This is a genomic window from Vibrio sp. 10N.261.51.F12, from assembly GCF_041471725.1.
Taxonomy (GTDB): Bacteria; Pseudomonadota; Gammaproteobacteria; order Enterobacterales; family Vibrionaceae; genus Vibrio.
Window position 1 is genome coordinate 25,457 of the sequence record NZ_JBFROV010000053.1, and the last position, 12,576, is coordinate 38,032.

At 42.2% G+C, this 12,576-nt stretch carries 11 protein-coding genes; 9 read left to right on the plus strand and 2 right to left on the minus strand.

The window, feature by feature from the left end:
* The first annotated feature begins 4 nt into the window (after positions 1-4).
* The 6 genes from dapA to AB4405_RS23515 all read left to right on the plus strand — a co-directional run bounded on the left by dapA (position 5) and on the right by AB4405_RS23515 (position 7,261).
* Entirely contained in the window at positions 5-892 is an 888-nt protein-coding gene (dapA, locus tag AB4405_RS23490; protein WP_372063017.1) for a 4-hydroxy-tetrahydrodipicolinate synthase, read from the plus strand.
* 8 nt (positions 893-900) lie between these two features.
* A complete protein-coding gene (gene hydA / locus AB4405_RS23495) occupies positions 901-2,307 on the plus strand; it encodes a dihydropyrimidinase (RefSeq protein ID WP_102469399.1) in 1,407 nt (468 codons plus the stop codon).
* A gap of 13 nt (positions 2,308-2,320) precedes the next feature.
* Positions 2,321-3,463: a M20 family metallopeptidase gene (locus tag AB4405_RS23500; protein ID WP_372063018.1), complete on the plus strand. Its 1,143-nt coding sequence runs from the start codon at positions 2,321-2,323 to the stop codon at positions 3,461-3,463.
* The gene (locus tag AB4405_RS23505; RefSeq protein ID WP_372063019.1) at positions 3,460-6,306 is read left to right on the plus strand and encodes an FAD-dependent oxidoreductase; all 2,847 of its coding nucleotides are present in this window, start codon (positions 3,460-3,462) and stop codon (positions 6,304-6,306) included. Before AB4405_RS23500 ends, AB4405_RS23505 begins: the two co-directional genes overlap by 4 nt.
* A gap of 11 nt (positions 6,307-6,317) precedes the next feature.
* Complete coding sequence (locus AB4405_RS23510) at positions 6,318-6,995, plus strand: GntR family transcriptional regulator (protein ID WP_102469396.1); 678 nt, start codon at positions 6,318-6,320, stop codon at positions 6,993-6,995.
* A 92-nt stretch (positions 6,996-7,087) separates the two neighbouring features.
* Positions 7,088-7,261: an amidase family protein gene (locus tag AB4405_RS23515; protein WP_102469395.1), complete on the plus strand. Its 174-nt coding sequence runs from the start codon at positions 7,088-7,090 to the stop codon at positions 7,259-7,261.
* Between the two features lie 647 nt (positions 7,262-7,908).
* Here the strand turns inward: AB4405_RS23515 and AB4405_RS23520 are convergent.
* On the minus strand, positions 7,909-9,348 hold the full coding sequence (locus tag AB4405_RS23520; RefSeq protein WP_372063020.1) for an NCS1 family nucleobase:cation symporter-1: 1,440 nt from the start codon (positions 9,346-9,348) through the stop codon (positions 7,909-7,911).
* 270 nt (positions 9,349-9,618) lie between these two features.
* Between AB4405_RS23520 and AB4405_RS23525 the strand changes: the two genes are divergently transcribed.
* Genes AB4405_RS23525 through puuE form a run of 3 tightly spaced genes read left to right on the plus strand, consistent with a single transcriptional unit; the run spans position 9,619 to position 12,036 of the window.
* Positions 9,619-10,296 carry a GntR family transcriptional regulator gene (locus AB4405_RS23525; RefSeq protein WP_102469607.1) on the plus strand — a complete coding sequence of 226 codons (678 nt, stop codon included), beginning with the start codon at positions 9,619-9,621 and terminating at the stop codon, positions 10,294-10,296.
* A 26-nt stretch (positions 10,297-10,322) separates the two neighbouring features.
* On the plus strand, positions 10,323-11,066 hold the full coding sequence (locus AB4405_RS23530) for an aspartate/glutamate racemase family protein (protein WP_372063021.1): 744 nt from the start codon (positions 10,323-10,325) through the stop codon (positions 11,064-11,066).
* 25 nt (positions 11,067-11,091) lie between these two features.
* On the plus strand, positions 11,092-12,036 hold the full coding sequence (gene puuE / locus AB4405_RS23535; protein ID WP_372063022.1) for an allantoinase PuuE: 945 nt from the start codon (positions 11,092-11,094) through the stop codon (positions 12,034-12,036).
* A 94-nt stretch (positions 12,037-12,130) separates the two neighbouring features.
* Here puuE and AB4405_RS23540 read toward each other — a convergent pair whose 3' ends face one another.
* A complete protein-coding gene (locus AB4405_RS23540) occupies positions 12,131-12,343 on the minus strand; it encodes a hypothetical protein (protein ID WP_372063023.1) in 213 nt (70 codons plus the stop codon).
* Positions 12,344-12,576 lie beyond the last annotated feature (233 nt).

Sequence of the window (12,576 nt, forward strand, 5' to 3'; positions counted from 1 at the left end):
TATTATGTTTAAAGGGACTTTTTCCGTTACGGTGACACCGTTTTCGGATGATTTAAAATCGGTAAATGTTGACGCTTTAAAGCAACATACAGAATGGCAAGTTCAGCAAGGTATTCATGGATTGATTCCATTGGGTAGTACAGGTGAATTTTTAAGTATGACAGATGAAGAGCGTTTAATAGTGCTTGATACGGTAGTCAATACTGTCGCAGGTCGAGTGCCAGTTCTTGCGGGTACTGGGGCTGAAGATACCCGTGAGGCAGTGCGCTTGATTAAGCAGGCGGAAGACATGGGAGCTGATGGTGCAATGATCATTCCCCCTTATTATTCAAGTCCGACGGCCGACGAGTTATACCAACACTATAAAACTATATCTGATGCTAGTAGCTTGCCTATCATGATTTACAACAATCCAGCTACGGCAAATGTGGATCTTACTCCTGACATCGTCGCTCGCCTTTCGGAAATAGATTCCGTAAGTTACATCAAAGAGTCAACGATGGATGTGACTCGCATTCGAGATATCATAGAGTTATGTGGTGACCGAATGTCCGTATTTGGCGGAATTATGGGCTATGAATCCTTCCTTGAAGGGGCTGTAGGTTGGGTATCCGTAGCTTCAAATTTTTTACCTGGCCCGACAGCTAAAATGTTCGAAATGATAGATCAAAACCAAGATTATCTGTCCGCACGCGAAATCTATCTTAAGTACTTGCCATTAATTCGATTTGTAGGAGGCCATAACTATGTTTCCGGCAGTAAGCATTTACTGTCACTTATGGGTTGTGACTGCGGTATCCCTCGCGCGCCGCGTTTGCCGATGGCACCTGAATTAGCTGCACTAGCAGAAGAAATGGTTCAGGAGTTCGGTTTGGCAGATAGTATTAGATAAGGAGCATCATGATGGAATTTGATTTGGTGCTGGCTAACGCTACCGTAGTGACTGCTTCGGATCAGTATATAGCTAATATTGGAATTCGAGATGGAAAAATAGCCTACCTTGGCACAGACAATATTCAAGCGAATCGAGTTATCGACGCTAAATTTCGTTATGTTTTACCGGGTGGTGTGGATGCACATTGCCATATGGATCAACCTTGTGATGATGGCGCTGTGATGGCAGATGATTTTGATACTGGCACGTTATCAGCGCTTTGTGGTGGTACAACGACAGTTATCCCGTTTGCTCTGCAGCAAGGTGATGAATCGCTCTTTGATACGGTTTCTCGTTATCGTGGTTTCGCAGAAAATAAAGCGCGTATTGATTACGCTGTCCACGTAATTATGACGAGCCCGAATAAAAAAATACTGTCTGAAGAAGTACCAGAACTGACTAAAATGGGTTACTCGCACTTTAAAATTTACATGACGTATGACAATTTGAAGTTGGATGACCGACAAATATTGGATGTGCTTAGTGCGGCTAAAGAAAATAATAACTTAATTATGGTACATGCGGAAAACGATGGATGTATTAGTTGGTTGACAGAGCGATTGCTGCAAGAAGAAAAAAAAGGCTCTGAATATCATGCAATCGCTCATTCGCGGATAGGTGAGCGAGAAGCTACTTTTCGTGCGATTGCATTGTCTGAGTTAGTAAATGTGCCGATTTTGATTGTGCATGTTTCTAATCAACAGTCGTTATCTGAAATTCAGAGAGCGAGGCGCCGAGGTGTGAATATTTTTGCTGAAACCTGCCCACAATACTTATTTTTGACACAAGACGATCTCGGTGGTGAAGATGGTATTAAGTATATTTGTTCACCCCCCCCACGTTCTAAATATGATCAGGATGCTATCTGGCAGGGACTCAAAGATGGTTCTTTTCAGGTGTTTTCGTCTGATCATTGCCCTTTTGATATTGAGGGAGATAAAGGTAAGAAAGTCGTTAACCATGGCAGTTGCTTCCATAACGTACCTAATGGTATTCCAGGTATTGAGACTCGCTTACCACTGCTGATGAGCCATGGTGTAGATACGGGAAAATTATCTATTCATCGTTTTGTACAACTGACCGCAACGGCTCCCGCGCGGCTCTATGGTCTTTATCCCCAAAAAGGAACGATTGCAATTGGTTCTGATGCAGATCTTGTTATATGGAGTGACTCGGTTCAAGAAACAATTAGCAATAGCCAATTGCATCACAATGTGGACTATACCCCGTACGAAGGGATGTCACTTACAAGAAAGCCTAGAATTGTAATTTCTCGAGGGGCTGTCGTCTTTGATGACGGGAAACCAACGGCTGAAAAAGGTCAAGGGCAATTTGTGTTTTCTGGTAAGCCGGACACAAGAGAGTTTGTTTAGAGAGGACCAAGTTATGATGGAACAGATAAAACAATATATGGATAAATTGGTCTCCATAAATAGTGTTTATCCAACCAATTCTTGCAAAGAAATTTGTGAGTATATTGAGAAAGAATTAACTCGATTTCCATTGCAGGTGACATTACATAATCATGCTCCAGATAAGTACAACGTTTGTGCGACACTGGGTGAAGGCCGTCCTCACTTAGTATTGAATAGCCACGTAGATACTATTGCCCCAGGAGATGGTTGGGAGAGCGCTCCCTTCACTGTTACTCAAGAAGGCGACAATCTTTATGGCCTTGGCATTTCTAACTGTAAAGCTCTTACAGCCTTACATATGGCGTTAGCCAGCAAACTGGCGCAGGACGTGAATTTTACTGGAAAAGTGACTTTTACATTTGTGTGTGATGAAGAAAAGCTAGGTCAAGACGGTCTCGCAAGTCTCAGAGGTGAAGTTTTAGGGCCAGTAGACAGTTTACTTGTCGCAGCACCTAGCAATAATCAATTGATTTGCCGTGAGCGCGGTATTATGTGGATGAAGTTACGAGTTTTTGGAAAGTCAGCTCATGCAGGTAAGCCTGAGATTGGCGATAGTGCGGTATTGCGAATGGTTCGGATACTTTCGAAAGTCGAGGCTCAGTATTTGCCAACACTAAGTCAGCAAGATCGCGATGGTCTTGCCTCAACGATGAATGTTTCAAAGCTTCATGGTGGCGAGAATACCAATGTCGTACCTGCCTATTGTGAAATAGAAATCGATAGGCGCTTCCCTTTGGGTATTAGTGTTGATCAGGCTTTTACGGAACTAGAACAGTTTATAAGCTCGCTTGGTGAACCAGATGATAGCTGGGAATTACTTACTTTACTCGGAACGGAGCCTTATGAAAGTAAGTCGGAGGGCAAACTGAACGAAAGTTTAGGTTGTGCGATAGAGAAGATTACAGGCAAAGCGCCACAGTATATTGATGCGGTGGGTGCATTTGATGGTCGCTATTTTTCTTCTGATAACCTTGAAATCATAACTTTTGGTTCAGGGGATGGGGCAGAAGGACATGCAGATAACGAGAAGATCAGCTTACAAGAGCTAGAAGCTAGTGCCGCTATTCATTTAAATGCGATCCACCGCTATTTGAATATCGAGGGTAATAAATGATGCAGAGAGATAGTAACCTCGATTGGCCAGAAGAACGAATTAGTTTTCAGTTTGAAGGTGAGTGGTTAAATGGTGTGAAAGGGGAGTCCATTGCCTCAGCTTTGACCGTTGCCGGGCGTTCTTTAAATGCTAAAAATAGCCGCAATCGTGTCTTTTGTGGTATGGGCGAATGTCAGCAGTGTTTAGTCACTGTTGATGGTGCAATAAGTCAACGTGCTTGTAAAACTCAGCTAAAAGAAGGGATGTCTATATCTAGACAGCATGATGTGGTGCGAGCCCCTAAAGTCAGAGAGCCTATTGATGAAAACACTTCGACCTATACCGATTTAAGTTTCGATGTTGTCATCGTCGGTGCGGGACCAGGAGGTCTTGCAGCTGCTAACACCGTTGCTAGTAATGGTATGGCGGTACTACTTGTGGATGAAAATGACAGCAGTGGAGGGCAATATTTCAAACAACTGCAGCCTGAACTTTCTAAGGTAGAAAACAACTTAGACTTACGTCATATACAAGGTCGAGAATTGATCCGCAAGACTTGTCAGTCTGGGGTGACAACATGGGTCAACTGTATGGTGTGGCATGCTGAAAATAAATCAGAAGGCGGTGTTCGTCTATTGCTAAACCGTAAAGCTGATAATTATCGAGTGGATGCACGTTATGTCATTATTGCTACTGGTGCTAGGGAACTACCTGTAAAAATACCTGGTTGGGACTTACCAGGCGTAATGACCTGTGGCGGGGTACAAATATTAAAACGTCGATTTGGTGTTTTACCAAAAGGACCGTATTTGTTCATTGGTAATGGTCCATTGTTGCTTAATGTTGCGCACGATGTTTCAGAATCGATGGAGGAAACAGTAGCCGTATTAGAAATGGCGAAAATTAATAGTATTAGAAATCTACGCCCAATGACATCTATGGTTTTTTCCGATATTTCATTAGTAAAACAGGGGGGTATTTTTCGACTAGGCCTGTTGAAAAAAGGTATCAGCTATCAAACAGGAATAAGGCCAATTAAGATCAGTTCAGTAGCGGATGGCCTAATGTTGTTCTGGAAAAATGATAGAGGCGAAGAACAACGTTCAGAATGTAAAACATTAGTCATGAGCGGAGGTTTAGTTCCTAATAGAGATCTAGCTAGATTACTTGGTGCTAAGCCAACAGAAAATACTAAAAATGGCAGAAGTAATTTGCCCCATGTTTATATTATTGGTGAAGCAAGCAATATTGGTGGTTACAAAAAAGCGTTATTAGAGGGCGAAGCGGCTGGTTTAGATCTTCTGGAAAGTATAGCGAAACCTGATAAGGGGAGTTATGAACGGGTTTTAAAATTTCAATCTTCATTAGCCTCTGTCTTTTCGGTATCACCTTTGGATATTGATGATGCGACAGTGATTTGCCGTTGCGAACAAGTTCGAGCAATTGATGTGAAAATGGCATTGAAAGCCGGCGTTAGTTCTGCAAGAGGGTTAAAACAGTTAACTCGTATTGGGATGGGGCGTTGCCAAGGCCGATACTGTCAGTCAAGTATGACACAGTTATTAAATGATCAAGGCGTTGACGTTGAACCAATGACTCAACGAACGCCTATTCGTCCTGTTCCGCTGGGGTCTTTAAGTCAAGAACAACCTGAATGGGTTAAACACTATCGAGCGACACCTAAATCCCTCGTACAGAATCTTTCGAGATGTAACGATACTCTCGCAGATAACAAGCCTGAAAGTGATTTTGTGGTAATAGGAGGCGGGTTAGTTGGATTGTTTTCTGCCTACCATCTGGCGAAAAGCGGCATGAGTGTGATGTTGCTTGATGGAGGGCGAACGAACGGTCAGGCTTCTGGAGGAAATGCGGGAAGTTTACACGCACAGTTGCTGTCATTTGATTTTTCTGAGTCATCAGCTCTAATGCCAGCAGATCACACGCTTTCATTACAGTGCGAAGCGATTGACTACTGGAAGACACTCGAATTAGAAATGAATGCTGATTTTGATTTGAGCCAGCAGGGCGGACTGATGGTCGCGGATAACGATCTAGGTTTACTAAAGTTAGAGAAAAAAGTGGCTCGTGAAAGGCGTTTAGGTGTTGATGTAGAATTGATTGATCGCGCTCAATTACGAAACTTAGAGCCGGCACTTTCAAACAATCTAGTCGGAGCAGCACTTTGTCACAATGAGGGTAAAGTAAATCCACATAAAGTGGCTTCGGAATTGCGCAAACAGCTGGATGATCTAGGCGTTATCATTCATGAAAATTGCCCTGTACAAGCTATAAGTGAGGTACCTCGCGGGTTTGTAGCCAAATGTGCTTTAGGTAAGTTTAAAGCAGGTAAAATTATTAATGCTGCTGGTGCATGGAGTGGTGAAATAGCATCGATGGCAGGAGGTAGCGTACCTGTGTTTGGTGCACCTTTACAGATGATTGTCACAGAACCTGTAGAAAAAGTGACTACTCGCTTGATAGCTCATGTAGGCCGCCATTTAACTTTGAAGCAAGCGAATAAAGGTAACTTCTTAATTGGAGGGGGCTGGACGGCGGGATATGATCCTTTATCGAGCCACTCCACGGTCATGATTAATAGCTTAAAGGGCAATGCTTGGGTTGCAGAGCACGTCATGCCGATGCTCGGTAATGTCAATGTTATTAGAACATGGGCAGCGATGAATATCGATATTGATGGAGCACCTGTGGTTGGAGAAGATACAAAGGTGAAAGGTTTGTTTCATGTTGTGACGAGTAACGGTGTTACCCTTGCACCTTTGGTGGGAAAAATGATCACAGAACTTGCAGTTGATGGTTTTCGTGATTCGATACGAGCAGAGTTTTTGCCTTTACGTTTTGGTTAAGGAATGAGTATATGGCTATCGATTTAGATTCGGACTTATGTATAAGCAGAGTACACGCATTTACAGCGGAGGGTATGAAACTACGTGAATGCGCTTATGAGTTGCTCCATGAGCTGATTCTTAGTCACCAATTAAAGAGTGGTACTCCGCTAGTAGAGCGAGAGCTTGAAGCACTTTTTGGTATCTCACGCACTCCGCTTAGGCAAGCAATCGAAAAGCTTGAAGGGCAAGGGTTGGTGTCTCGAGTTAGTGAACGAATGGCATGTGTTAAAGTGGTGAATCTTGAGGAGTATATTCAAGCACTAAGTATGCGTTTGATATTAGAAGTTGAAGCCACAAAGTTATGTATCAAACGGATCCCTCGAGACGCATTTATAGTCGTTACGCAGTTTATTGAGGCTAGCAGTGCTTTAGACAATGACACACAAAAGCACTGGTCTTTAGATAGCTTAGTTCATGCATTAATTTCCGACAATTGTGGTAATCAATTGATGAAAGAAACGATAGAACGGATGCGTATCATTTGTAATTTGTATGAAGAACCCCGCACTACTTATTCTAGTTTACCGGGGTGGCAAGAACACATTGACATTTTTAATGCACTTATGAACAGAGACGAATTTCTTGCAACACAATTAATGGGACAACACCTGACGTCGATTAAACAGCGCTTGCTCGGTGATTTATAACGGTAAATCTATTGCCCCCAAGGATTTGAACATATTCCCGCCTATGGAAACGGACTTCTCTCTAATTAGAATTCTTTAAAGACTTATTTGACGTGGAAGGTTATGTCATTGGTGCAGATAATCCAATTGCACCAGTTTGCCTGCCAGGATATCCATCAAGTGGCGGTGCGGCATCGGTCGCAAACGGTGACGCTGATTTTGCACTTGTAAGTGACACTGGCGACGCAGTTCGTGTCCCTGCTAGTTACTGCCGGTTGTTGGCTTGAGATCAACCAAGGTCTTTTAGAGTCAGTAAATTCTCCTAAACAGATTAACGATCGTAGCTCTATTTCGCTATCAGCGTTTAAATAAGCTAATGGCGCAGAGTAATGTGGGAGTCGAGTTAGAACAAGTCTCAGCATAGTTTAACCCCTTGCATTTTGGTATCGCTCTACTGGGCAAGAAGTATCACTCGTAAGCAATAACTAATAAGCAATTGCCAAGCATGAGCAGACGAGGTTTATTGATTGGATCTCTAAAGTATTAAGGATTGACCATGTTTTGTGGGTACTAACTACTACACCAGGTGGAGCGCCAAAACTTGCTATCCCAGATGAACATACAAACCACTTTTACTGCACCGCATTATAAAGCGTTACAAGAAATTCTCGATGCTGATTACTACCGAACCTTTAGACAATAGTTCCTACATAAAAGGGAAGAAGCTTTTATCATTTGGTGGCTAAAGTGGTCCCCTGCCTTTTGTTTAAGTTCAGATGATTCAAAATGGGCCTCAGTACTAATGGCCTGAAGAGTGTCTTGAATTTTTCAGGCCTTAACAGTGATATGGCTCCTCTAAAAAAACGACACCTCATCATGAAATGTCGTTTGGCTTATTATGTTTTAGCGTTTTAGCGTTTTAGCTTTTTAACTTTTAGCTTTGGGCTTCCGCTTGCACCGTAGGGACTGCCGCACGTTTTGGCTGCATAAGGAAATAGTATGCGATTGCTGCTGAAAACCCACCGATAAATAGAGCAAAATTTGCTAGCGCTGTGAATATAAATGTGGCAAAAATTGCAATAGTACTAGAGATAATAAGCGCATATACACTCATCATATTGACACCATTTTTATACCAGTATGCACCTTCTTTAGATTCAGTATATAAAGATTCGACATCGATTTTTCCTTTTTTCAATAAGTAGTAATCAATAATAACGATGCCGTACAGTGGCCCAATCATGGCGGCTAGTACATCAACCGTGTAGTGGATGACTTCTGGGTTGTTAAATAGATTCCAAGGCATAAGTAGTACAGAACCAAATGCCGCAATAAATCCACCGGCTTTAAAGCTGATTCTTTGTGGTGAAATATTAGAGAAGTCGAATGCAGGTGCGACAAAGTTCGCGACAATATTTATTCCAACCGTTGCCAGAATAAAGGTTAGTGCCCCCAGTACTGTAATGATTCCTGAGTCAAGTTTTTTGACGGTTTCCACTGGGTCAGTAATCATTTCACCGAAGACAGGAAGTGAGGCTGACACAATGATCACACTGAATATGGAAAAGAGAATGAAGTTAACGGGTAATCCCCAAAAGTTTCCAGACTTCAAATCCTTATAACTTTTGCAGTATCGTGAGAAATCGCTGAAATTAAGTGTTGGTCCTGCAAAGTAACCCGCGACAAGAGAAGTAGCGACAACCATGGTGCTAAACACGTTCCAGCCCTCTAACTTTTTAGAGCTGAGATTAAATTGGATATTGTCCCAACCTGCTAAATAAATCATATAACCGCATAGAGCAAACATCGCGATATAAATAGCTGGTCCTGACCAGTCGATAACCTTTCGAATCATATCCATACCAAACATAAAGACAATACCTTGAAGCACCCACATAGAGGTAAACCCAATCCAACCTAAATGGGATAATCCAAGGAATTCAGATTCAGCAAGGCTTGCCGTGTTTGGGAAGAAATAAAGAAGCAATATGATAAATGAACTTGATGCTAGATAGGTTTGTATCCCGTACCAAACTACTGCAATCAGACCCCTGATCACGGCGGGAATATTAGCACCAAAGACGCCAAATGACATTCTTGCTACAACAGGGAACGGAATACCAGCTTTTTGACCTGGTTTACCCATTAAGTTTGCGAATACTAATACGATAGATATACCGATTAGCAGTGAAATAAACACTTGAATTCCGTTTAAGCCAAGTGCGAATAAACTTGCTGCAAATACATAACCACCCACACTGTGTACGTCAGACATCCAAAACGCAAAAATACTGTACCACCCCCAACTTTGCTCTTTATCTGGGGCCAAATCTTCATTGCTCAGTCGTTTACTGACGGGTAATCCTTTACTCATAGTCATCACCTTTTATTAATTGTATACAATATTGCTAATACAATTTGCATGCCAATGTTGAAATGTCGATTTTTACGGGTTTTAGGTATGACAAAAGGATATTACGATTATAATAATGCACTGAGTTGAGGCTTTATGTTCTATTTTAGTGCGTTTGCGTTCGAGTTTTTGCTATTTTAACTCGGAAATAGCTTGTTTAGGCGTAAATAGTAAGAATTCAATGTGGTATGCAACTTGCTTGGTTATTGTATACATTATGAGGTTTTTAAAGTGTTAAGTGACGACAAAGTATATAAACAGATATTAAAGGCAATCGTTGAACATGAACTGCCTCCAGGTGCCAAATTACCGGAAGATAAGCTGGCGGAAGCATTTAACATTAGCCGTACGGGCATTCGTAAGGTGCTGCAAAGGTTAGCGATTGAAAAACTGGTTGTGATTCAACCGAATAAAGGGGCACATGTTAATCGTCCAAGCCCCCAACAAGCAAAAGAAGTGCTAAATAGCCGTATCATGATAGAGCCATTGCTAATCCCTGATATTGCTGCTAGTTGGACCGTTCAGCACTCGCAGCGTTTTGTCAAAATGGTTGAGCTCGAGGAGCAAGCTAACCTTTGTGGTGACTTGGCTGAAGCCATTCATTTAACGGCCAAGTTTCATTACGAGTTAGCGAAGTTATCAGGGAACAGTATCTTGGCGGAATTTGTTGAGCGCCTTTGTTATCACAGCTCACTTATTATTGCGGTCTACGGCAATAAAAAGAGTGTGCACTGTGAAGGTGGAGACCATCTTGAATTACTTGAATTACTCGATAACAAAGAGACAGAGCAAGCCGTTCTTTGGATGCGTGAGCATTTGGTAGAGATACAATCGACGATCCACTTAACAGATACAGACATGACACCAATCGATTTTACACAGCTATTTAACCAATACGAAGACACGTAAAATCAGTTTACTAGCAAGGATGAAACATGAAGATTAACATTATAAATCCAAATACCTGTCAGGGGATGACCGATAAAATAGCCGAAACAGCCAGGCAATGTGCCGGTCCAAGCGTGAGTATTGTGGCGTCTTCACCGAAGCATGGTCCTTTAAGCATAGAGAATGCGTTTGATGAAACGATTGCAGCCGCAGCAATGCTCGATGAAATTATCGCTCGAGATAAAGAAGGGGTTGATGCTCATATCATAGCCTGTTTCGGTGACCCCGGTTTGGATGCTGCTCGTGAAATCGCGAATGCACCAGTGATTGGTGTTGCTGATGCTTCATTTAAACTGGCAAATTTGGTTTCACACAAGTTTGGTATTGTTACAACAATGACCCAAACGATTCCTCTAGCGAAACACCTTTTACATAAATATGGTTATGAGCGCTCTTGTAGCGGGGTCCGGGCTACTGATATCCCAGTGTTGGCGTTAGAAAAAATTGACCAAACTAGTTATAACTTACTGCTTTCTGAATGCCAGAGATCCATTGAATTGGACGGCGCCGAAGCGATCGTATTAGGTTGCGCAGGTATGACTGACCTTGTGAACGAGTTATCCCAGCAACTCAGAGTTCCCGTTATCGATGGTGTTACTGCTGCTGTGAAGCTTGCAGAGTCTCTGGTATCTCTAGGACTTAGTACATCAAAAAAAGGTCAATACAAAACACCTGTATCTAAACAGTACATTGGTCGTTATGCACATTTATCCGCAGTTATTGCAAACTAATTACACGACAAGGAAGCGTACCGTTATGCAGCAAGATAGAAATTATATTGGTTATGGTGCCGACAATATACCTGATGCAAATTGGCCGAATAAGGCAAGGATAGCCGTTCAATTTGTGCTTAATTACGAAGAAGGCGGAGAAAATTGTGTTTTACATGGCGATGGGCACTCAGAGGTTTTTTTGTCTGAAATTGCCGGAGCACAAGCTTATCAAGATCGACATATGAGTATTGAGTCGTTATATGAGTATGGTTCTCGTGTTGGTGTATGGCGTATTTTGAATGAGTTCGAAGAGCGTAATTTACCGCTAACATTGTTTGCTGTTACAACCGCGCTCCAGCGTAATCCTCCGCTGGTTGAGGCAATCAAAAAATCGAATCATGATGTCGTTTGTCATGGATTAAAGTGGATTCACTACCAAGATATGCCGATTGAACAAGAACGCCAGCAAATGCATGAAGCGATTGAAGTGATGGAGCAATTGCTTGATAAAAAGATCAGTGGTTGGTACACAGGAAGGGATTCACCGAATACGCGCAGTTTAGTCGTGGAGCATCCTGGTTTGGCTTACGACAGTGATTATTATGGTGACGATTTACCTTTTTGGGTGCAGAGTAAAACCGATTCGCCTAATCAATCGAACCAATCTCAGGCTCACTTAGTTATCCCTTATACTCTTGACTGCAATGATATGAAGTACTCATCACCTTATGGGTTTAGTCATAGTGACGAGTTCTATCAGTACTTGAAGGACAACTTCGATTGTCTCTATGCTGAGGGAATACATAAACCTAAAATGATGTCTATTGGTCTACATTGTCGAATTACTGGCAAACCCGCAAGAATGATAGCATTGAAGCGTTTTCTTGATTACGTTCAACAGCATGAGAATGTTTGGGTTGCAAGTCGTCAGCAGATCGCTGATCACTGGGTTGAACGCCATTCCCCAAAGGCTTTTAATCGTGAGTAGTCCTTGCCATTATATTGGATATGCATTTACTGAATTGATTTAAAGGTATAATCGATTCAAAGGTATAATCCTGATTTTTGGAAGTTCAGCTTTATTATCCAGTGTCTGCTGATATCGCTAGTTCAATTCTGGACTTAAGCTGCTGCAGGTAACCGCTTTGGTCGACCAGAATGCAAGCTAGCGTTTGAGCAATTGAATACCAAGCCAAGCTAAGACGTGATGGGGCGGTTGCCCCTCGATATGGTAATACAGGCTGGGTATAGAAGGTATTGAGATTATGTGTTCTTGGATTCTGTAAACCTGCCATTGTCATTGGACACGTGATAGATTCTGTGATTTTTCGATGCAGGCACGTAAAGAGTTGTATCAACAATGCGTCGTCAAACGGAATAATAGATCCGTAATAGTTGGTGCCTAAAACATCTGCGCATGCGTTTATTCATAGCCGTTAGGTTATCTTCTCCAGTGGTATTTTAGCTGAAAGCAGGTACTGGTTGGGAGCAGTCGCTAATAGGTCATGTTAACTTCAGAAAATACCTC

What these genes read in the sequence shown, in the direction of transcription:
- dapA (WP_372063017.1), top strand. Translation starts at nt 5, where the DNA reads ATGTTTAAAGGGACTTTTTCCGTTACGGTGACACCGTTTTCGGATGAT.
- hydA (WP_102469399.1), top strand. Translation starts at nt 901, where the DNA reads ATGATGGAATTTGATTTGGTGCTGGCTAACGCTACCGTAGTGACTGCT.
- AB4405_RS23500 (WP_372063018.1), top strand. Translation starts at nt 2,321, where the DNA reads ATGATGGAACAGATAAAACAATATATGGATAAATTGGTCTCCATAAAT.
- AB4405_RS23505 (WP_372063019.1), top strand. Translation starts at nt 3,460, where the DNA reads ATGATGCAGAGAGATAGTAACCTCGATTGGCCAGAAGAACGAATTAGT.
- AB4405_RS23510 (WP_102469396.1), top strand. Translation starts at nt 6,318, where the DNA reads ATGGCTATCGATTTAGATTCGGACTTATGTATAAGCAGAGTACACGCA.
- AB4405_RS23520 (WP_372063020.1), bottom strand. Translation starts at nt 9,348, where the DNA reads ATGAGTAAAGGATTACCCGTCAGTAAACGACTGAGCAATGAAGATTTG.
- AB4405_RS23530 (WP_372063021.1), top strand. Translation starts at nt 10,323, where the DNA reads ATGAAGATTAACATTATAAATCCAAATACCTGTCAGGGGATGACCGAT.
- puuE (WP_372063022.1), top strand. Translation starts at nt 11,092, where the DNA reads ATGCAGCAAGATAGAAATTATATTGGTTATGGTGCCGACAATATACCT.
- AB4405_RS23540 (WP_372063023.1), bottom strand. Translation starts at nt 12,343, where the DNA reads ATGGCAGGTTTACAGAATCCAAGAACACATAATCTCAATACCTTCTAT.